Annotated in this window: 17 protein-coding genes; 6 read left to right on the top strand and 11 right to left on the bottom strand. The window is 66.2% G+C overall.

The features are described from left to right. Positions 1-2: 2 nt before the first annotated feature. Positions 3-1892, bottom strand: coding sequence for a peptidase M61 (locus MT490_RS05805; protein ID WP_297385089.1), 1890 nt, complete (start codon positions 1890-1892; stop codon positions 3-5). Positions 1893-2017: 125 nt separating this feature from the next. On the opposite strand from MT490_RS05805, the gene MT490_RS05810 reads away from it, so the two are divergent. Continuing rightward, on the top strand, positions 2018-3304 hold the full coding sequence (locus MT490_RS05810; protein WP_297385091.1) for an isoprenylcysteine carboxylmethyltransferase family protein: 1287 nt from the start codon (positions 2018-2020) through the stop codon (positions 3302-3304). Positions 3305-3336: 32 nt separating this feature from the next. Here MT490_RS05810 and MT490_RS05815 read toward each other — a convergent pair whose 3' ends face one another. The 3 genes from MT490_RS05815 to MT490_RS05825 form a co-directional block, all read right to left on the bottom strand. Next, complete coding sequence (locus MT490_RS05815) at positions 3337-4710, bottom strand: glutamate--cysteine ligase (RefSeq protein ID WP_297385092.1); 1374 nt, start codon at positions 4708-4710, stop codon at positions 3337-3339. A gap of 58 nt (positions 4711-4768) precedes the next feature. Further along, positions 4769-5509: a 16S rRNA (uracil(1498)-N(3))-methyltransferase gene (locus MT490_RS05820; protein ID WP_297385094.1), complete on the bottom strand. Its 741-nt coding sequence runs from the start codon at positions 5507-5509 to the stop codon at positions 4769-4771. Positions 5510-5664: 155 nt separating this feature from the next. Continuing rightward, positions 5665-6411, bottom strand: a complete 747-nt coding sequence (locus tag MT490_RS05825; RefSeq protein ID WP_297385096.1) for an EF-hand domain-containing protein — start codon at positions 6409-6411, stop codon at positions 5665-5667. Positions 6412-6530: 119 nt separating this feature from the next. Between MT490_RS05825 and ubiA the strand changes: the two genes are divergently transcribed. Genes ubiA through MT490_RS05840 form a run of 3 tightly spaced genes read left to right on the top strand, consistent with a single transcriptional unit; the run spans position 6531 to position 9595 of the window. Then, on the top strand, positions 6531-7445 hold the full coding sequence (gene ubiA / locus MT490_RS05830) for a 4-hydroxybenzoate octaprenyltransferase (protein ID WP_297385098.1): 915 nt from the start codon (positions 6531-6533) through the stop codon (positions 7443-7445). A gap of 31 nt (positions 7446-7476) precedes the next feature. Then, positions 7477-8823, top strand: coding sequence for a metallopeptidase TldD-related protein (locus MT490_RS05835; RefSeq protein ID WP_297385100.1), 1347 nt, complete (start codon positions 7477-7479; stop codon positions 8821-8823). Beyond that, positions 8816-9595: a 3'(2'),5'-bisphosphate nucleotidase CysQ gene (locus tag MT490_RS05840; RefSeq protein WP_297385101.1), complete on the top strand. Its 780-nt coding sequence runs from the start codon at positions 8816-8818 to the stop codon at positions 9593-9595. The genes MT490_RS05835 and MT490_RS05840 overlap by 8 nt, the downstream gene beginning before the upstream one ends. Before the next feature lie 6 nt (positions 9596-9601). On the opposite strand, the gene MT490_RS05845 is transcribed toward MT490_RS05840, so the two are convergent. Continuing rightward, entirely contained in the window at positions 9602-10375 is a 774-nt protein-coding gene (locus tag MT490_RS05845; RefSeq protein WP_297385104.1) for a class I SAM-dependent methyltransferase, read from the bottom strand. A 98-nt stretch (positions 10376-10473) separates the two neighbouring features. On the opposite strand from MT490_RS05845, the gene MT490_RS05850 reads away from it, so the two are divergent. Next, complete coding sequence (locus MT490_RS05850; protein ID WP_297385107.1) at positions 10474-10905, top strand: Rrf2 family transcriptional regulator; 432 nt, start codon at positions 10474-10476, stop codon at positions 10903-10905. 179 nt (positions 10906-11084) lie between these two features. Here MT490_RS05850 and MT490_RS05855 read toward each other — a convergent pair whose 3' ends face one another. The 3 genes from MT490_RS05855 to MT490_RS05865 all read right to left on the bottom strand — a co-directional run bounded on the left by MT490_RS05855 (position 11085) and on the right by MT490_RS05865 (position 13772). After that, a complete protein-coding gene (locus MT490_RS05855) occupies positions 11085-11789 on the bottom strand; it encodes a hypothetical protein (protein ID WP_297385109.1) in 705 nt (234 codons plus the stop codon). 2 nt (positions 11790-11791) lie between these two features. Next, positions 11792-12997, bottom strand: a complete 1206-nt coding sequence (locus MT490_RS05860) for a toxic anion resistance protein (RefSeq protein WP_297385111.1) — start codon at positions 12995-12997, stop codon at positions 11792-11794. Between the two features lie 205 nt (positions 12998-13202). Continuing rightward, positions 13203-13772, bottom strand: coding sequence for an NAD(P)H-dependent oxidoreductase (locus MT490_RS05865; protein WP_297385112.1), 570 nt, complete (start codon positions 13770-13772; stop codon positions 13203-13205). A 94-nt stretch (positions 13773-13866) separates the two neighbouring features. Between MT490_RS05865 and typA the strand changes: the two genes are divergently transcribed. Next, positions 13867-15690 carry a translational GTPase TypA gene (typA, locus tag MT490_RS05870; RefSeq protein ID WP_297385113.1) on the top strand — a complete coding sequence of 608 codons (1824 nt, stop codon included), beginning with the start codon at positions 13867-13869 and terminating at the stop codon, positions 15688-15690. 550 nt (positions 15691-16240) lie between these two features. On the opposite strand, the gene MT490_RS05875 is transcribed toward typA, so the two are convergent. From MT490_RS05875 to MT490_RS05885, 3 genes are all read right to left on the bottom strand, one after another. Then, positions 16241-17824 carry a DUF262 domain-containing protein gene (locus tag MT490_RS05875; protein WP_297385115.1) on the bottom strand — a complete coding sequence of 528 codons (1584 nt, stop codon included), beginning with the start codon at positions 17822-17824 and terminating at the stop codon, positions 16241-16243. Between the two features lie 624 nt (positions 17825-18448). Then, positions 18449-18937 (bottom strand): methylated-DNA--[protein]-cysteine S-methyltransferase, encoded by a 489-nt coding sequence (locus MT490_RS05880; protein ID WP_297385117.1) that lies wholly within the window; start codon positions 18935-18937, stop codon positions 18449-18451. A gap of 347 nt (positions 18938-19284) precedes the next feature. Continuing rightward, a complete protein-coding gene (locus tag MT490_RS05885) occupies positions 19285-19686 on the bottom strand; it encodes an EVE domain-containing protein (protein ID WP_297385118.1) in 402 nt (133 codons plus the stop codon). Positions 19687-19859 lie beyond the last annotated feature (173 nt).

Raw genomic sequence — 19859 nt, forward strand, 5'->3', positions numbered from 1 at the left:
TCTCAGCGGGGCTCGAGCAGCTTGTCGAGGCCAGCCTCTCCCGTGGCCGTCTTAACGAGGTGCGGATAGCGAAGCCCGTCATGATAGTCGATGGCCACTTCGCGGTAGCGGTCGCCATTTTTGAGGAGCAGCCGGATCGGGTCCTTGGTGCCCTTGGCGTCCTTCACCGCCTGCTTGAGCCGGTCGCCGGTATAGCCGCGGCCGTTCACCGCGACGATCTCGTCGCCCAGGTCGATCCCGGCCTCGAACGCCGGGCTGTCCCAGGCGACCGTGCTGATCCCCTTGGCGCCCAGCGTCAGCCCCAGCGAGTAAGCGAAGTCGACGCTGGTCTTGGGCGTCGCCTTGTTGGGCTCCTCCGTATAGACGAGCTTGTAGCCGTTGCGCTCGAAGCCGGCGAGCGGGGCGCGCTCCGAGACGCGGTTCACGCGCTGGTCGAGCAGGCTGCGCCAGTCATAGGGCTGGATCGCGTTCAGCGTGCGCACCACGTCGTCGAAATTGTAGGTGACCTGCCCGAAATCGCCGTCGCGGCCCTGGAAGAAGGCGCGCGCGAAATCGTCGATCGACCTGGTGCCCTTCGATTGCTCGCGGAGGATCGAATCGACCTCCATCCAGATCAGCAGCCCCTCGTTGTAATAATCCTCCGAGCGCTGCCAGCTCACCCAGCCCTTGGGCGCGCGGGGCGTGATCACCGGATCGTTGGTGGTGTCGCCCATCGGCCGCCAGGTGCGCGCGGGCCGATTGTCGAGGCTCGCCATGATCGCGGCATAGGAATCGAGCGTGTTCTCCTTGCTCACCAGCCCCGAGCGCGCCTGGAAGACATAGCCCCAGAACTGGGTCTGGCCCTCATAGACCCAGAGCAGCGAGCCGCGGGTCGGCGTGCGGTAATCGGGTGCCCAGAGATCGGCGCCGCGGCGGTACTTGCCGTCCCAGCTGTGCGTGAACTCGTGCGGCAGCAGGTTGCGGCCGGTGGGATTATCGTCCCACTTGATGAAATAGCCGGGCTTCACGCCGTTCTCGGAGCTGCGATGATGCTCGAGGCCGATCCCGCCCAGCTCGTCGCTGATCGAGAGCAGGAAGTGATAATGGTCGTATTGCTGCGACCCCATCGTCCTGACCGCCTGGTCGACGAGCCTTTTGTGCGCCTCGACCTGCTCGGGCTTGGCCTCGAGCTCCTCGGGGCTGTCGGCGAAGACGTCGAGCGTCACGCGCGGGCTGAGCTCGAACGGGCGGTAATAGCGTCCGGCGAGCACCGGCGAGTCGACCAGCACTTCGTAATTGGTCTTGTCATAGGTGTAGGTCGAGCCGACCGCCTTCGACGGCAGCCCCGATGCGGCCGACCAGCCCTCGGGATATTTCACGCGCGCCTGCACGGGGATGCGGCGGACGAAATAGCCCGCGGGATAGAGGCTCATCGAGTTGAACTGCAGGCTCATCATCGCGGGCGTCATGACGATGCGGCCCTGGTCGGCCGCCGTGGCCGAGGCGAACTGGAATTCGAGGTCGAGCTTCTTCGCACCGGCGGGCACGTCGACATGGAAGGCGAAGACGTCCACCGGATCGCGCTTCCACTCGACGCGCTTGCCGTTTGCGCGGATCTGCAGCCCGGTCAGCTTCTCGATCTCGCCGCGCGGCCCGTGCTTGCCGGGCAACCATTTGGGATAGAGCAGCACCATGTGCCCGCTCTTGGCGACCGGGATGGTTTGCTTGACGCGGAAGATGCCGCGCTGGGTGTCGGTCGCGTCGATATCGAGCTGGAGCGTGCCCGGATAGGCAATGTCGCGCGCCTCGGGGATCGTGTCGACGAACGGCACCGGCTGGGGGGCGGAGTTCTGGGCGGTGGCGGGGGAGGCGGTGGTAAGGAGGAGAGCGGCGAAGGACAGCGCACGGTGCATGAAGGGCAACCTCGCAGGAGGAAGGATGGCGGCTCTTAGGCCGTTGGATTGCGGGCGGTAAAGGGGGAGGCAGGACGCCCTATCCTTCACCGGTCCCTAACCATTGCGGCCTAGATGTTTCGGCCATGTATCACGACCCCGCACTCGCCGCGCGTGCCAAGGCCGATCCGCGCCCGCGCTCGGCGGTGAGCGGCGCCGTCGGCCTGGCCGGGCTGGCGGGGATGACCGCCTGGGTGGTCGTCGCGCATGTCTTCGGGCTCGACGGGCCCTATTCGGCGCTGGTCAACGTGGCCGCCTGCGCGCTGCCGATGGTGGCCTGGTCGCTGCTGATGGACAAGGTCCACCGCAACCCCTCCACCGGCATCGACTGGGGCAATGTCCGCCCCTGGCGTGCGACGCTCGACGTCTCGGTGACCAAGCTCACCGGGCTGTGGCTGACCTGGGGCGCGATCGCGGCGATCTATGCGCTCGGCCGCGTTTGGTGGGATACGCGCTACGCCAATTATCCCTTCGCCATGTCATGCTTCATCGCAGTGGCGCCGATGCTGTTCGTGCTGTCGGTCCCCTATGTGCTGTGGCTCGACCGCCGGCTGACCGACCCGCGCGACGGCGCCTGGTCGCTCGGTGCCTGGGCGATGGGCGCCGAGGGCTGGAACGCCGACGACATCTTCAACCATCTGCGCAGCTGGGGGGTGAAGGCGTTCTTCCTCGCCTTCATGGTCGCGATCGTGCCGCCGGGCTTCGCCGAGTTCGTCGCGATCGATCCGATGACGGTGTGGCGCGATCCGGTCAGCCTGGCGATGTACTGCGTCACCTTCATGTTCGTCATCGACGTGGCCTTCGCGACCGCGGGCTACATCCTCACCTTCCGCCCGCTCGATTCGCACATCCGCAGCGCCAATCCCTATGCGGCGGGCTGGACGGCGGCGCTGATCTGCTACCCGCCGTTCCTGCTGATGGGCGAGGGCGGACCGCTCGACTATCACCAAGGCGCCGCCGACTGGTCGCACTGGCTGGGCGGATATCCGTGGCTGCTGGCGGCGCTGGGCGCGGTGCTGGTCGCGCTTACCGCCATCTATGCCTGGGCGACGATCGCCTTCGGGCTGCGCTTCTCGAACCTCACCCATCGCGGCGTGCTGACCCACGGGCCCTATGCCTGGACGCGGCACCCGGCCTATCTTTCGAAGAACCTGTTCTGGTGGCTTTCCACCATGCCGTTCCTCGCCACCACCGGCTGGACCGACGCGATCCGCAACGCCGCGGTGATGGTCTGCGTCAGCGGCGTCTATTACTGGCGGGCGAAGACCGAGGAACGGCATCTGGGCGCCGATCCGGCCTATCAGGAATACTCGGCCTGGATGGCGCGGAATGCGCCGGTGCCGCGGCTGTTCGGGCGGGTTTTGGGTCGATAAAGCCCCTCCCCTTTAGGGGAGGGGCTTTGAGATCAGAACTTCGCCTCTTCGTACACCCGCGCGATATCACCGCCCCAGTCGCCGGCGAACCGGTCGAGCAGCACCTGCGCCGGTACCTTCCCGGTGCGGACGATCTCGCGCAGCGGATCGAGGAAGCCGCTCTCATTGTCGCCCGAGGCGTTGAGCCGGGCGCGGGCGTTCAGCCCCGAGGCGGCGATGTCGAGCACCTCGCCCGCGATGTCGCGCAGCGTGCCGCCGCCTGGGATCGGCGCGTCGAGCGCAAGCTTGGGCACCGCGTTCCGCAGTGCCTCGCGCTCCTCCATCGACCAGTCCTTCACCAGCTCCCACGCCGCGTCGAGCGCCGCCTCGTCGTAGAGCAGCCCGACCCAGAATGCCGGCAGCGCGCAGATCCGGCCCCAGCGCCCGCCATCGGCGCCGCGCATCTCGAGGAACTGCTTGAGGCGCACCTCGGGGAATGCGGTGGAGAGGTGATCGGCCCAGTCGTCCATCGTCGGCTTGTGGCCGGGATAGGCGGGCAGTTCGCCCTTCAGGAAGTCGCGGAAGCTCTGCCCCGCGGCGTCGATATACTCGCCGTCGCGGTAGACGAAGTACATCGGCACATCGAGCGCATAGTCGGTGTAGCGCTCGTACCCGAAGCCGTCCTCGAACACGAAGGGCAGCATGCCGGTGCGCGCCGGATCGGTGTCCGACCAGATATGGCTGCGGAAGCTGAGGAAGCCGTTGGGCTTGCCTTCGGTAAAGGGCGAATTGGCGAAGAGCGCGGTGGCGAGCGGCTGGAGCGCGAGCCCGACGCGGAACTTCTTGGCCATGTCGGCTTCGGAGGCATAGTCCAGGTTCACCTGGATCGTGCAGGTCCTCAGCATCATGTCGAGCCCGAGATTGCCGACACGCGGCATGTGGCTGAGCATGATCTTGTAGCGGCCCTTGGGCATGATCGGCAGATCGGCGCGCGCCTTGTCGTGCCACATGCCGAGGCCGAGAAAGCCGATCCCGAGCTTGTCGCCGGCCGCCTTGACCTGCTTGAGGTGCCGTCCGGCCTCGGCGCAGGTCTCGTGGAGATTGTCGAGCGGCGCGCCCGAAAGCTCGAACTGCCCAGCGGGCTCGAGGCTGACGGTGCCGTCGGGCCCCGACAGCGCGATCACCTTGCCACGCTCCTCGACCGGCTTCCAGCCGAAGCTGGTCAGCGCCATCAGCAGGTCGCGGATGCCGCCGGGCTCGTCATAGCTGGGGGCGTGATGATCGGCGGTCGAGAAGACGAACTTCTCATGCTCGGTGCCGATCCGCCAGCGCGCCTTGGGCTTCTCGCCGCGCGCGAAATAGTCGACCAGCTGGGCACGGTCCTCGATGACCGCTGCGTTGCTGTTCGAAACGGTCTTGGTGCTCATCCGCGGGCCTTTACGCGCGCCCGATGACGCGCGCCAGTGGCAATTTCGTACCGTTCGGTCACCAATCCCCGGCCGCGCCCATCCAGAGGCTGACGGCCGCCGCGGCCGCGGTCTCGGCGCGCAGGATGCGCGGGCCGAGCGCGATGCCGACGGCCTGGGGATGCGCGCGGATCGCCTCGCGTTCCTCGGCGTCGAAGCCGCCCTCGGGGCCGATCAGGATCGCGGCCGGACCCCGGTTCGCGCGCATCGCCTCCAGCGCGGGTGCGCCGCCGGTCTCGTCGGCGAAGAACAGGGTTCGCCCGGCGGGCCAGTCGCGCAGCAGTGCGGGCAGCTTCACCGGCTCGACCAGTTCGGGAAGCGCGGTGCGGCCGCATTGCTCGGCCGCCTCGATCATGTGGCTGCGCAGCCGGTCGAGGTTGAGCTTGTCGACCACCGCGCGCCGGGTGAGCACCGGCGCGAGCCGCGCGACGCCGAGCTCGCACGCCTTTTCGGCGACCCAGTCGATCCGGCCCTTCTTGATCGGCGCCGCGCAGAGCCACAGGTCGGGCACCGCCTCGCGCTCGCGCAGCTTGCCCGACACGTCGAGCACGAGGTCGCGCTTGCCCACCGCCTGCGTCACGCCGAGCCATTCGCCGGTCTTGTCGTCGAACAATTTGACTGGATCGCCAGTCTTCAACCGCATCACCTGGATCAGATAATGCGCCTGCGGGCCGTCGATCCGCAGCGGGCCGGGGGCGAGCGCGGTCTCGACGAACAGGCGGGGGGTGGATTGGGGCGGCCAGGCGGGGGTTGCGGGCATGGTTTGTCCCTAACGCCCCCCACAAACTTCGTCACCCCGGCCGAAGTGCCGGGGTCCACCGGGAGGCGAGGGCAAGAATGGAGGCGATAGGGACTCCGTTGCCGCGCAGTGGACCCCGGCACTTCGGCCGGGGTGACGGTGGGAAGTTAAGGCACCTACGGAATATCCTGCCGCGCGCCCTTGCCCTCGGCGCGCGAGCGGCCGAAGCCGCGCAGCTTGGGCAATTCGCCCTTCTCGAGCTTGCCGTCATGGTTGGCGTCGAGCATCGCGAAGCGCGCCGAGGCGGCCTTGGCGAATTCGGCCGGGTCGACGCCGCGATTGAGGTTGCGGTCGGCCACGGTGACCGGCTCGGGATAATCGAGATAGCCGAAGCGCGCGGCGCCCTGCTTCATGCGCACTTCGCGCCCGGCGCCGCGCGGGCCGTCCCCGTCGCCGCCGCCGGGGCCCTCGCCGCCGCCCGGCCCACCCGGGGGACCGCCGCGGCGTCCGCCGCGACCACCCCCACCGCCCGGGCCGCCGCCGAATCCGCTGGTCCGGATCTCGGGGGCGAGCACGGTCTCGTAGCGCTCGATATCGTCGGGATCGATCTCGCCGTCCTTGCGCTGGTCGAGCGCGGCGAAGAAGCGCGCGGCGTCTGCGATCATCTCCTCCTCGCTCAGCGCGCCGTCATGGTTGGCGTCGGCGCCGTCGAACCAGGCGTCCTGGGGCGCGGGCCCCTCGCGCGTGCCGCGAAAGGGCTCGCCCATCGGGCTGATGAACAGCGGGCCGCGCGGCGGGCCGGCCAGGCCGGGCGCACCCTCAGGGCGCCATTCGCCGGGCGGCGGACCCTTGGGCGCGTCCTGCGCCGACGCGCTGCCCGCGCCGGCCAGCACGACTAGGCTTCCCAACAAAATTGCACGCATGCTCGATCTCCCGCGATTCAACCCCCGCCGGAGCCCTGCGCGCGATTTGTCGCAGGATTATGCCGGATTGTTGCAATCGCCCGCTTGATCTTTGCCCGCCCAGCGCGAAGGACGGGGCCATGGCCGCCGCACCGGAAATCGTCCCCGACACCGAGCATCGCGGGCTGGTCGGGATGCTCCCGCCGACCGTGCGCGCCTATGCGCTGCTCGCGCGCTTCGATCGGCCGATCGGCTGGTGGCTGCTGTTCTGGCCCGGCGCCTGGGCAGTCGCCCTCTCGGGCAATGCGCTCGACCGCTGGGACCTGATCCTGTGGTTCCTGCTCGGCAGCATCGCGATGCGCGGCGCGGGCTGCGTCTATAACGACATCGTCGACCGCGACTTGGACCGCCGGGTCGCGCGCACCGCCAGCCGCCCGCTGGCGAGCGGCGCGGTGTCGCTCAAGGCGGCATGGGCCTGGCTGTTCGCCTTGTGCGCGATCGGGCTGGTCGTGCTGGTCCAGCTCACGCCGCTCGCGGCAGCGGTGGCGCTGGGCAGCCTCGCATTGGTCGCCGCCTATCCCTTCATGAAGCGGATCACCTGGTGGCCGCAGGCGTGGCTCGGGCTGGTTTTCTCCTGGGCTGCCCTGGTCGGCTGGGCCGAGGCGCCCGATCGGGGCTGGCTCCCGGGGCTGCTCCTCTATGCCGGCTGCATCTTCTGGGTGATCGGCTACGACACGATCTATGCGCTGCAGGACGTCGAGGACGATGCGCTGGTCGGCGTGCGCTCCTCGGCGCGGCGGCTCGGCGGCCGGGTCCGCGGCGGCGTCGCGGGCTTCTATGCGCTGGCGCTGGCGCTGTGGAGCGCGGCGATCTGGCAGCTCCGGCCCGATCCGATCGCGCTCGCGGCGCTGTTCCCGATGGCGCTGCATCTCGGTTGGCAGGTGATCACGCTCGCCCCCGCCGACGGCGCCAACGCGCTCCACCGCTTCCGTTCGAACCGCAATGCCGGGCTGCTGATGTTCGCCGCGTGCTTCGTAGTCGGGCAGACGCTTTGACGTCAGCGGGTCGGCTCCCTAAGTCGCTGCGATGCTGACCGAGTCCCAAGCCTGCGAGCGCGTCCACGACATCGTCGATCGAGCGCGCGCCGCGGGCGCCGATGCATCCGACGCCGTGATCGCCGCCGATCGCTCACTGTCGGTGTCGGTGCGGATGGGCGCGCTCGAGGATGTCGAGCGCTCGGAGAGCGAGGAACTCGGGCTGCGCGTGTTCGTCGGGCGGCGATCGGCGAGCGTCTCGACTTCGGACCTGAGCACCGCTTCGCTCGATGCGCTGGTCGAGCGCGCGATCGCGATGGCGCGCGAGGCGCCCGAGGACAAATGGGCCGGGCTCGCGCCGCAGGAGCGGTTGATGCACGGGCATCCGCCGCTGCTCGATCTCGACGACGGCGCGAACGACGCGCCCGAAACGCTCAAGGCGCGTGCGCTCGCCGCCGAGGATGCCGCGCGCGCGGTTCCGGGCGTCACCAACAGCGAAGGCGGCAGCGCGGGCGCCAGCCGTTCGGTGATGGCGATCGCCACCAGCCACGGCTTCACCGGCGCCTATGCCCAGACCAGCCACGGCGTCTCGGCGAGCGTGCTCGCGGGCAGCGGCGGCGCGATGGAGCGCGACCATGCCCATCACAGCGCGCGCCACGCGGCGATGCTCGAGGCGCCCGAGGCGGTCGGGCGGCTGGCGGGCGAGCGCGCGGTGGCGCGGCTCAACCCCGCCAAGGTGCCGAGCGGGGCGATGCCGGTGGTGTTCGATCGCCGCGTCTCGGCCGGGCTGGTCGGGCATCTGCTCGGCGCGATCGGCGGCTCGGCGATCACGCGCAAGACGAGCTTCCTGCTCGACTGCCTAGGCAAGCAGGTCTTCGCCAAGGGGGTCACGATCTGCGACGATCCGCACCGCCCGCGCGGCCTGCGCTCGCGCCCCTTCGACGGCGAGGGGCTGCCGGTGCTGCCGATCAAGCTGGTCGACCAGGGCATACTCGAGACCTGGCTGCTCGACAGCGCCTCGGCGCGCCAGCTCGGGCTCGAGCCCACCGGCCATGCCGCGCGCGGCATCGGCGGCGCGCCGGGCGTGGCGCCGAGCAACCTCTACATGGCAAGCGGCAGCATCCCGCCCGAGACCCTGGTCGGCGAGATCGAGCGCGGCATCCTCGTCACCGAATTGATCGGGCAGGGGGTCAACAGCGTCACCGGCGATTACAGCCGCGGCGCCGCGGGCTTCCTGATCGAGAAGGGCGAGATCACCCGCGCGGTCTCGGAGATCACCATTGCGGGCAACCTCAGGGACATGTTCCTCGCACTCACCCCGGCCAACGACCTCGAGTTCCGCTACGGGATCAACGCGCCGACCCTGCGCATCGACGGGATGACGATCGCCGGTGAATGACCTGGCTGCCGAGGTCGCGAACATCGCCGCCGATGCCGGGCGGTTCGCGATCAAATTGTGGAACACCGATTTCCGCCGCTGGGAGAAGTCACCCGGCAATCCGGTCTGCGCGGTCGATCTCGAGGTCGACGGGATGCTGCGCTACCGGCTCGGCGAGCTGCTCCCCGATGCCGGCTGGCTCTCCGAGGAGACGATCGACAATGAGGCGCGGCTCGATGCCGAGCGGATCTGGGTGGTCGATCCGATCGACGGCACGCGCGACTATCTGCGCGGCCGCAACGGCTGGGCGGTGTCCATCGCGCTGGTGGAGCGCGGACAGCCGGTGATCGGCGTGCTCGACGCCCCAGCACGGCAGGAAGTGTGGAGCGCCGTGGCCGGCCAGGGCGCGTTCCGCAACGGCGAGCGGCTGCGCGTGGCGGAGCGCGACCAGTTGGCTGGCGCCCGCGTGCCCGCCGACCAGCTCTCGAAGGTCGATCGCGATCTGGTGATGGTCGCCAAGCCCAATTCGATCGCGCTGCGCATCGCGATGGTTGCCGCGGGCGAGGCCGATCTGCTCGCGACGATCCGCTGGGGCAACGAATGGGATATCGCCGCCGCCGTGCTGCTCGCGCAGGAAGCCGGGGCGGCGGTCAGCGATGCCTTCGGGCGCCCGCTCGGCTTCAACACGCCCGAGGCGCAGGCCTTCGGCGTGCTGGCGACGAGCCCGGGCATCCATGCCGCCGCAGTCGAGCGGCTCGCCGACCGCGCCCGGGAAGCGATCGGCACGCGCTGAGGCGGGTCAAGGGCATGTGGACACCGCGATGAGCGCGGTCGACGGCACCGGCAGTACCTCCCTGCCGCCCGCGCGCCTGTGCACTTCGTCCACCACCGCCTTCTGGTCGTCCGGTCCGAGCGCCCCCCAATCCTCGCTCAGCCCGAACTGGGTCTCGGGATCGAGATCGGTCATCCGGAGCATATAGTCATGGGTCATCGTCTCGATGCTCGGCGCAGCGAAGCCGGCGGCGACCATCTCCGCCGAAAGCCGTTCGGGATCGCCGAGGAAGGTCAGGCCCTCGGGCAGGCCCGAGCGCCATTCGCGATCCGGAAATAGGTCGCGGACGACCTCAGCGAGCAGCAGATGCGTCGCCGCGCCCTGGCTCTGCCAGGTGGCGACCACGCCGTGCCCGCCCGGCCGCGTGACGCGCGCCATCTCGGCCAGCCCCTTGCGCCAATCGGGGAACATCATCACCCCGAACACCGAGAATGTCGCGTCGAACGCGGCGTCGGGCAGGTCGAGCGCCTGGCCGTCCATCGTCCGGCCCTCGAGGTTGGGCAGGCCGTGCGCGGTCACCCGCGCCACCATTCCGGGCGAGAAATCGACGGCGAGCACCTGCGCGCCCGCGCGCGCCGCCGCCAGCGCGAGCGCGCCGGTCCCCGTCGCGACATCGAGCAGGCGCGTCTGCGGCGTGACCTCCACTCGCGCGAGCGCCGCCTCGGCGAAGGGCGCGGTGAACGGGTGCGCGGTCTCCTCATAGTGCTTCGCCAGATCGTTCCATCGATCGGGGTCGTTCATTCGGCGCATTCCAACACTCCCGCGAATCATGTAACATCAAATGTATCATGACTCGCGCCGCTTGCCAAATGCCCGGCGCGGCGCACAAGGATCGAGCGATGCGACGCGACAGCCGCCTTTCCCGGATGCTCCACGTGCTGCTGCACATGGCGCGGCACGACGGGCCGATGACCTCGGAAGCGATCGCGACGATGCTGCGGACCAACCCGGTGGTCGTGCGCCGCACGATGGCGGGGCTGCGCGACGCGGGCTATGTCCGCTCGGAGAAGGGGCATGGGGGCGGCTGGGCGCTGGCCTGCGACCTGGATTCGGTTTCGCTGCTCGACGTCCATCGCGCCGTCGGCGGGCCGCAAGTCTTCGCGATCGGCAACGAGATCGGGCCGGCGCACTGCCTGGTCGAGAGGCTCGTCAACGAAGCCGTGGCGGATGCGCTGCAGGAAGCCGAGGCGCTGCTGATCGCGCGGTTCGGCTCGATCAGCTTGGGCGAACTCGCGCGCGGGTTCGACGCGCGCTACGCGGGACCGGTCTAGGGACGGGTCGCCTTTCCTCTCTTCCGTCACCCCGGACTTGTTCCGGGGTCCACCGGGAGGCAAGCCTTGGAGGAAGAGGCGAGAGGTCAGTCGGTGAGGCTTAGTGGACCCCGGAACAAGTCCGGGGTGATGGTGATGGCAAACGACCGTCTAGCCATGTCTTCGAACGTCGACCCGATCTAGGCGCCGTCGCCCTGGTACTTGATCTGCAGATAGCGCCCGCGCGTCGCGAGCAGGTCGAGATCGCCCTGGGCGAGGTGCGCCGACATCTCGGCGATCTCGTCGTCGATCACCTGCAGTCCCTGGGCGAGCTGCTGGTCGGGAGTCAGCCCGTTGCGCTCGACGCGGCGGAGCGGCTCGGGAACGCGCGAATAGCCCTTGATCAGCTCGGGCAGTTGCTCGCCCACCAGTTTCCGCACTTCCCCGGCCGCCGGCGATTTCTCGTCGAGCATGGCGAGCTGGGGCGAGAGGATCTCCAGCTTCACCCCGATCGAATCGACGAGCCCACGCACCGGCGAGGGGAGGGCAGGCCGCTGCGCCTCGAGCCAGCGCTCGGTGGTCACCGGCAGCGCCTTGAGCGGCACTTCGGCGAGCTTCTCGACGCTGGGCGGTGCGCTGAGCGGGAAGATCGCGAAGAACAGGGTCGCGGCGATCAGCAGCCCCATCACCGCCAGCGCGCCGAACATGCCGAGCGGCATGACGAAGCCGATCGCCAGCGCGGCGACGAGGATCAGCCCGTCGGCCACCGCGATGCGCCCGACGCGGCGGAGGATCTCCGCCTCGCGCCGCTGCCTGCTGCGCTTCGATACCGAGGCGTAGCGCTCGCGCGTGCGATCGAGCAGCGCGTCGGCTGCGGCAAGCTGGCGATCGACGTCGGTGGGCACGCTTACATCGCCTCCAGCTTGAAGGTATCGGCCCCGCCGCCGCCCTGGTTCTGCGCGGCACCCTCGGCGCGGGCGATATAGCCCTTCGACTTCTCGACCTCGCTCGAGAGCGTGTTGACCGTGGTCTTCATGCTGTCGAGCGCCTTGAGCTTGAAGGTGTCGATCGCGTCCATCGTGTCGTAGATGTTCTGGAAGGCGCGCTGGAGCGTCTCGACGGGGATCGTCGAGTTCGCCGCCTGCTCGTGGATCGCTGCGGTGTTGCTCTTCAAGAGCTGCCCGGTCGAATCGATCAGTCCGGCGGTGGTGGTGTTGAGCGCGGTGATCTGGTCGAGCACCAACTTCTGGTTGGTCAGCGCCTGCGCGACGGTGACCGCGGTGCGCAGCGCCGAGACGGTGGTGGTCGAGGCGCGGTCGACGCCCTTCACCAGCTCCACATTGTTCTTCTTGACCAGGTCGAGCGCGAGATAGCCCTGCACCGTCACCGCCATCTGGGTGAGCAGGTCCTGGGTGCGCTGGCGGACATAGAAGAGCGCGGTCTCGCGCACCGCCTTGGCCTTGGCGGGATCGGTATGGTCGAGCTCTTCTGCCTTGTCCTCGAGCTTCGCGTCCATCGCCTTGGACAGATAGATCATCTGCTCGAGCCGACCCATCGAGTTCCACAGGTTCGCGCGCTCGGTGTCGATCGCGGCATTGTCCATCAGCAGCTCGTCCTTGCCGCTGCCAAGGCTCTTGAGGATGCCGTTGATGTGGCTCTGCGACGACTGGTACTTTCGGAAATACTGCTTGAGCGGCGAGCCGCCGAACAGCTTCGAGAGGAAGCCGTCATTGCCGCCGATCAGCTTGCCGTTGCGGCCGGGATCGAGCTCCTCCACCGTCTTGCGCAAGGCGAGCAGGTCGGCGCCGACGCCGCTCTCGCTGCTCATCGCGCGCACGGGGCGATCGAGGAAGCGGTTGGACTGGCCCGCCGCGTCGCGGATCTCCTTCTGCCCCATCGCCGCGATCGCATCGACGCGCTTGCCGAATTCGGGCGAGTTGACGTCCTGTGCGACCAGATCGTCGATGAAGCCGTCGACGCGCTTCTCGAGCTCGTTCTTCTTGGTGTCCTCCACCGGCACGAGCCCCGCCGCCTTCTCGGGCGCGACCACCTTCACCGGCTCGGGCGGGGTGAGCACCAGATCCTGTTCGGCCACTGCAGTCTCGGTCGCCATTCCAAACCCTCCAAAGCTGTCGCGATCCTCCATAAGGACTTCGCGGCGGCTATCCAAGTGTATGATGTAGATAGTACACTGGGGCTGTTCCCGCAACGTACCTCAAATCCCGTCATCCCGGCGGAAGCCGGGATCTCGGGCGGAGGCGCGATACGGCGGGAGATCCCGGCTTTCGCCGGGATGACGGCGAGTGGGCGTCCCGAGCCTAAGCTTCCCGCGCCGCCTTGAGCGCCTTCCCCCACCAGACCAGCTCGTCGAACAGATGGCCGGTCCAGCGCAGGTCCTTGTCGTCGCCGGCGAAGACACCGCCCTGCACCTTGCCCCATACCCCCATGATGTGGACCGACGCCTCGAGCGGCGCCATCTGCAGCTCGCGCGTCACGCAGGTGAGCAGCTCGATCGAGCGCGCGCCGCCATTGCCGCCATAGCCCATGAAGGTCACCGGCTTGCGGTTCCATTCGGCATAGACGAAGTCGAGCGCGTTCTTGAGCACCGCGGGCGGCCCGTGATTATATTCGGGGCAGATGAGGATATAGCCGTCGGCCGACGCGATCTTCTCCGCCCAGCGGATCTGGAGCGGATCGGCGTAGTTGCCCTGCGCCGGCGGATGCGCGAACGGATAGAAGGGCAGGTTCCAGTCCTTGAGGTCGACCAGCTCGCAGGCGAGATCGGCGCGGGCAGCTGCCTGTTCGATCACCCAGTTCGCGACCGGCAGCGCCATGCGCCCCTCGCGGACGCTGCCCATGATGACGAGAATCTTCAGTGGTTCGCTCATGTGTTTATCCCTAACCCTCCTTCCCCTTCCCGCAACGCACAAATTGCGCTAAGGGCGCCGCCGAAACGCGCTCCCGCGTAATTCAGGATATCGCATGAACCTCCGCAACGTGGCGATCATCGCCCACGTCGATCACGGCAAGACCACGCTCGTCGACCAGCTCTTCCGCCAGTCGGGCACCTTCCGCGACAACCAGCGCGTCGAGGAACGCGCGATGGACTCGAACGACCTCGAGAAGGAGCGCGGGATCACCATTCTCGCCAAGCCGACCTCGGTCGAGTGGGAAGGCACCCGCATCAACATCGTCGACACCCCCGGCCACGCCGATTTCGGCGGCGAGGTGGAGCGCATCCTCTCGATGGTCGACGGCGTGATCCTGCTCGTCGATTCGTCCGAAGGCGCGATGCCGCAGACCAAGTTCGTCACCGGCAAGGCATTGAAGCTCGGCCTCAGGCCCATCGTCGTCGTCAACAAGATCGACCGTCCGGACGAGCGCATCCAGGAAGTGCTCGACGAGGTGTTCGACCTGTTCGTGTCCTTGGACGCCACCGACGAGCAGCTCGACTTCCCGGTGCTCTACGCCTCGGGCCGCAACGGCTATGCCAATGAGGATCCGTCGCTGCGCGAGGGCACGCTCAAGCCGCTGTTCCAGAAGATCGTCGATCACGTGCCGCCGCCGAAGGTCGAAGTGGAGGGCACGCCCTTCACCTTCCTCGTGACTTTGCTCGATCGCGACAATTTCCTCGGCCGTATCCTCACCGGTCGCGTCAATTCGGGCGTGGTGAAGGTCAACCAGCCGATCCACGCGCTCGACATGGACGGCAACGTCGTCGAGGCCGGTCGCGCGTCGAAGATCATGTCGTTCCGCGGCCTTGATCGCGTTCCGGTCGACGAAGCCAAGGCGGGCGACATCATCAGCCTCGCCGGCCTCACCGTCGCGACCGTCTCGAACACCATCGCCGACACCTCGGTCAGCGAGGCGATCCAGGCGCAGCCGATCGATCCGCCGACGCTGTCGATGCGCTTCGCCGTCAACGATTCGCCGATGGCGGGCCGCGAGGGCACCAAGGTGACCAGCCGCATGATCCGCGACCGGCTCGAGCGCGAGGCCGAATCGAACGTCGCGATCAAGGTGACCGAGAGCGAGGACAAGGACAGCTTCGAAGTCGCCGGCCGCGGCGAACTCCAGCTCGGCGTGCTCATCGAGACGATGCGCCGCGAGGGCTTCGAGCTCGGCATCAGCCGCCCGCGCGTGCTGTTCCGCGAGGACGAGGACGGCAAGAAGACCGAGCCGTACGAGACCGTCGTGATCGACGTGGACGACGAATATTCGGGCACGGTCGTCGACAAGATGAACCAGCGCAAGGGCGAGATGACCGACATGCGCCCCTCGGGCGGCGGCAAGACCCGCATCACCTTCAGCGCGCCCTCGCGCGGGCTGATCGGGTACCACGGCGAGTTCCTGTCGGACACGCGCGGCACCGGCATCATGAACCGGCTGTTCGAGAAGTACGGCCCGCACAAGGGCAATATCGAGGGCCGCAAGAACGGCGTGCTGATCTCGAACGGCGCCGGCGAGGCGCAGTCCTATGCGCTCGGCCCGCTCGAGGAGCGCGGCATCCTGTTCGTCGGCCACGGCGAGGCGCTCTACGAGGGCATGATCATCGGCGAGAACGCCAAGACGGACGACCTCGAGGTCAACCCGATGAAGGCGAAGCAGCTCACCAACTTCCGCGCCTCGGGCGGCAAGGACGACGCCGTCCGCCTCACCCCGCCGAAGAAGATGACGCTCGAGCAGGCCATCGCGTATATCGACGACGACGAGATGGTCGAAGTCACGCCGAAGAAGATCCGGCTGCGGAAACGCTTCCTCGATCCGCACGAGCGCAAGCGCCAGAGCCGCGCCAAGGCGGCCTGAGATAGAGGGCGTCCGGAGCTTGTCCGGGCGCCCTTTGCTTTTGGGGGTGGTCCTCGTCCTGGCGAAACGATGCCGATATTGCGTACCGCTCGCAATGGCGGTTTGTGGGTCTATTGTGTTGAAAAACTCCGGATAGGGTCCGAAGCGCTTGAACGGCAGCAATATCCATGCTCGTAGCGTAGCTTACGAGCACGGATATTGCGCATATGGCGGCAGCGGTGCAGCATTATGTCTCAGCCTGAGCCTGCGGGCGGAGCCGCAGGAGTTTTTCAACAGAATAGGGTCGTTAGCTGCCATGCCGCTTTAGGGGATCGGCTTCGCGACGCGCGAGCGCCCTCATACGGGTGGAAAGCGGCCTCTCCTCTTTCGGGCACCGCCTCGTCGCTTCCGACATCAATCGGTCGGAGCGCCACGGCAGCTACGCGCCCTAATGTTGGTCATCCAGCGGGTCCGGTCGATGTTCCAAAGCTGCTGTTTGCCACGAGCTGCGCTCGCAGCAAATAGCTGACCGTGCGCTGTCGCAGCGCCGCACCAACTTTCTCAATCAACGTCAGGCTGTCAATTCCTCGGCGAAGGCCACAAGACGCGCCGTCCGGCCCTTCAAGAAACCATCGTAGTCATCGTTAAATTCCCCCGCTTCACAGAAAGCAGACGCGAGTGTCTCGTCGACTTTATGCTCGGGTCCCCCTAAATCCCGCAGGTAAACAGAGGGGCGTTTCTTGCCAATATTCCTATTTTCGGCAGCGCTAAGAAAACAGAAATTTGCGAGCATATTTATGTATGGTTCTTCATAGCCATTTTCGCGCAAAAAAGCACGGGGGTAGGTGTGGTGAAACTCAGACCGATTATAGCTTTGCAGCACTCGATCTAGATCGATTTCTTTGCCAGACAATAGGCTTCGCGGAGAATTATTAGACAATAGCAAAACGAAAGTTTTCGTGGCGGCCGAACCAATGCGAAATGAATTTTTAAAAAATGTGTCATCGATTTTTAAGTCAATATCGCCAAACGTATTTGGCTGGCCGTTTTTCAAAAGCTCTGCTTGTTGAATATCGTGGATAGTCGTTTTGCGAGTTTGACTAGAATACCGAGCCGAGAAGCAGGTTCTCCAGAACCATCGTCTCAAACGGTGATAAGTTTCCGCATTGTAAACGACATCTTTTCCCTCAGGCTCAGCGAAAAAAACGGCCAGTGGTACAAGCATTGATGGGTAAGGTAATAGCTTTAAATGAACTACCTTAAGCTGGGTTCTCAGAAAGTCGATGGCGCCACGGATGCCTTGTTCGACACGGGGAAATTGAGCGCGAACGTCTGATCCGTTTAAGCTTAGGAGTGTCTCGGGGCCTGGCTCTTTTGCCAAAATCCCGGCAACGCAACTTAGGATCAGGTCCGAGTCGTCGCCCACGCCGGCGAACCCGAAGTCTGACAGCTCATCTCTGAGGTCGCGGAATTTATCCAAGAGATCAAAATCCTCGCTCCAAGTCCATGCGGACAATAATTGGAGAGTATCTAGCGCTACGCCTAGATGGTTAATTCTCTCAAAGACAATTGCCACGATGGACCGGTCTTCACTCTTCAATACTTGGACCGGAATTGTGACCTCTTTAAACTTCTCTTGGAGTTTATCGATAATCGCAATTTTAGATTTTTCTAAATGCTCTGTGTTGGCTCGATATCCCACAGAGTCGAATAGAACGCGCATCGGGAAATATCGATGACGTTCTGAATCATCGACCTTCTCCAGCGCTACAAAAGCGCTGTCTTGGGGGTTGTCGCCTGCGTCTAGGTCGAAATAGATGTCTGTCCACTCAGGGTTAATTTCAGGCTTTAGCTCGGTCTGAAACACAGTGAAGATAGATGTCAGACGCTGCTGTCCATCAAGCACATAGTCGATCGGATATTCCACCTCCGGGTCGGGTAATGTGAAGGTGCCCAAGCTGCGTTCAGCTGCTAATTGTTGTTTTGTACGCCAAAAAAGCAGGGAGCCAAATGGATATCCCTTATAAATACTGTCTAGTAGATGGGCTACTCTGTCCATTTCCCAAACAAAACCACGCTGGAAGGCAGGTATTCTAATCTCACCGCTAGTGACCGCGTCCAGTATCTTGCGGATGGAATAAGACTGATAGTCCACATGTGCCCCCTCACAAACCGACACCTGCGCTTACCCTGATGGCGGCGTCAGCCGTCGGACCGTAGTATGTTATTTTGCAGATATCTACGTTTCACGCTGTTGCCCCGCTCCGGCGCTACGCCAGCCATTGGCACGCTGCTCCTCGAATGTCTGTTATCGACAGCCGAGATAGCGAAGACTGCAGTTCGTTATCGGCCCAACTTTGGTCGAAGATCGTAGCGGCGTGTGATGTCCGCTTATGGGGAAGGGCGAGCGCACCCCCAACGACCGACTTTGGGGCGCAAGCCGCCGGCAATGCGCCCCTCGAAGCGTTCCCGCCGGTCCCAAGAGCCACGGCCCGACGCATCCGGCCTCTCGATCAAGGAATCCGGCCAATCGATCATATTGCCGCGCGGCGCCGCAGGCTAAGGCGCCGCTCCGCGATGAAGAGCCACATGGAGCTCGACACGCGAATCCCGGTCGCATCACCTTTGTCTCGAGCATGCAGGATGCGTGAACATGTCGGATATCAATACCCTGGTGCGGGTTCGCACCATGATCGTGCTGTTCTGTGCTTCGATCGCGACCACCATGAGCATTCTCGTCGCGATCAATCCTTTCACCAATGCGTGAGCGCGCCGCCGGCTAGCCTCCGGCCCTCCGTTCCATCCCGAGCAGCGCCTCCTTCGCCGCCAGCCCGCCCGCGAAGCCGGTGAGCGCGCCGTTGGTGCCGATCACGCGGTGGCAGGGGGCGATGATCGAGATGGGGTTGCGGCCGTTCGCCGCGCCCACTGCGCGCGACGCGCTCGGCCGGCCGATCTGGCGCGCGATCTCGCCATAGCTGCGCGTCTCGCCGAACGGGATCGTCAGCAATGCGGCCCATACGCGCTTCTGGAAATCGGTGCCGCGGAAGTCGAGCGGCACGTCGAAGCGCTCCCGCTCGCCCGCGAAATAGCCCTGGAGCTGACGCTCGGCCTCGGCCAGCACCGGATGGTCGGGTGCTTCCTCGAGGTCGCCGAGCTTCACGCGGCCGGGGCGATCATTCTCCCAGAGGATCGCGGTGAGTCCGGCATCGCTCGCCACCAATGTCAGCGCGCCGACGGGGGAGGGGATCGTCTTGAACTTGTACGTCATGGCATGTCCTTTCGACGGACGGTCCTAGCGGGCGGCGCAGGCCGGCGCTTCCCGCAGCTTGCGCTCAACGTCCCGGCCCCGTCACCCCGGCGAAGCGCGGCCGGCACCCCGAGCTCTCCGCGCGATCGCACGAATGGAACAAAACGAAAACAAAATCCTTTCCTACACGGCCTGAAACCGGTACAGCCTGGTCGATTTGCGATTCGAGAGGAGGAATTGCCATGCAGGACCATGTTCCCGTGCCGCGCGCGCGATGCAGTGGACAAGTTCGTCAACGGCCCTCCACGCAGGAATCGCGGAAAACCGCGCCCTGCGCTCGATTCCGGACCCAACCGAAAGGTTGGCGGTCAGTTGCCGCCCATTTCCAGCAGCACCTTCCACTCGGCGTCGCGGACGGGGGTCACCGACAGCCGCGACTGGCGCAGCATCTCGAGCTCCTTGAGGCGCGGCTCGGCCTTGATGTCGGGGAGGGGGACCGGCTTGGCCAGCTTCTCGACCGGCTTGACCGCGACGCTCGCCCATTTGCCGTCGTCGCCGTCGGGCTGCCAGGCGCGGGTGATCTCCATCACGCCCACCGCGGCCTTCTCGGTGTTCGAATGGTAGAAGAGCGCCAGGTCGCCGGGCTGCATGTCCTTCAGGAAATTGCGCGCGGTATAGTTGCGGACGCCGTTCCATTCGGTGGCGCCGTCGCGGACCAGGTCGTCCCACGAATAGGCATCGGGTTCGGAGCGGAGGAGCCAGTAAGCCATGCCGCTCCGTTAGGGTCTGTGCTCGGTATCCGCAACGGCCGTGATCGCCCGGAGACGTGCGCTGGCAAGGAAGCTCGTGCAGCGCGGGCTGGTGGCCCGTGCAAGCGGGCTGACGCAGTCCAGCGTGCGTCTCCGGGCGACCGCGAAGCGGCGGGCGGATTTTGGCGCACAGC

The sequence above is a fragment of the Sphingomonas sp. genome, from assembly GCF_026460985.1.
Taxonomy (GTDB): Bacteria; Pseudomonadota; Alphaproteobacteria; order Sphingomonadales; family Sphingomonadaceae; genus Sphingomonas.

Excerpts from the sequence above, each read along its gene's own strand:
- MT490_RS05805 (WP_297385089.1), bottom strand. The coding sequence starts at position 1,892 with ATGCACCGTGCGCTGTCCTTCGCCGCTCTCCTCCTTACCACCGCCTCC.
- MT490_RS05810 (WP_297385091.1), top strand. The coding sequence starts at position 2,018 with ATGTATCACGACCCCGCACTCGCCGCGCGTGCCAAGGCCGATCCGCGC.
- MT490_RS05815 (WP_297385092.1), bottom strand. The coding sequence starts at position 4,710 with ATGAGCACCAAGACCGTTTCGAACAGCAACGCAGCGGTCATCGAGGAC.
- MT490_RS05820 (WP_297385094.1), bottom strand. The coding sequence starts at position 5,509 with ATGCCCGCAACCCCCGCCTGGCCGCCCCAATCCACCCCCCGCCTGTTC.
- MT490_RS05825 (WP_297385096.1), bottom strand. The coding sequence starts at position 6,411 with ATGCGTGCAATTTTGTTGGGAAGCCTAGTCGTGCTGGCCGGCGCGGGC.
- ubiA (WP_297385098.1), top strand. The coding sequence starts at position 6,531 with ATGGCCGCCGCACCGGAAATCGTCCCCGACACCGAGCATCGCGGGCTG.
- MT490_RS05835 (WP_297385100.1), top strand. The coding sequence starts at position 7,477 with ATGCTGACCGAGTCCCAAGCCTGCGAGCGCGTCCACGACATCGTCGAT.
- MT490_RS05845 (WP_297385104.1), bottom strand. The coding sequence starts at position 10,375 with ATGAACGACCCCGATCGATGGAACGATCTGGCGAAGCACTATGAGGAG.
- MT490_RS05850 (WP_297385107.1), top strand. The coding sequence starts at position 10,474 with ATGCGACGCGACAGCCGCCTTTCCCGGATGCTCCACGTGCTGCTGCAC.
- MT490_RS05860 (WP_297385111.1), bottom strand. The coding sequence starts at position 12,997 with ATGGCGACCGAGACTGCAGTGGCCGAACAGGATCTGGTGCTCACCCCG.
- MT490_RS05865 (WP_297385112.1), bottom strand. The coding sequence starts at position 13,772 with ATGAGCGAACCACTGAAGATTCTCGTCATCATGGGCAGCGTCCGCGAG.
- typA (WP_297385113.1), top strand. The coding sequence starts at position 13,867 with ATGAACCTCCGCAACGTGGCGATCATCGCCCACGTCGATCACGGCAAG.
- MT490_RS05880 (WP_297385117.1), bottom strand. The coding sequence starts at position 18,937 with ATGACGTACAAGTTCAAGACGATCCCCTCCCCCGTCGGCGCGCTGACA.
- MT490_RS05885 (WP_297385118.1), bottom strand. The coding sequence starts at position 19,686 with ATGGCTTACTGGCTCCTCCGCTCCGAACCCGATGCCTATTCGTGGGAC.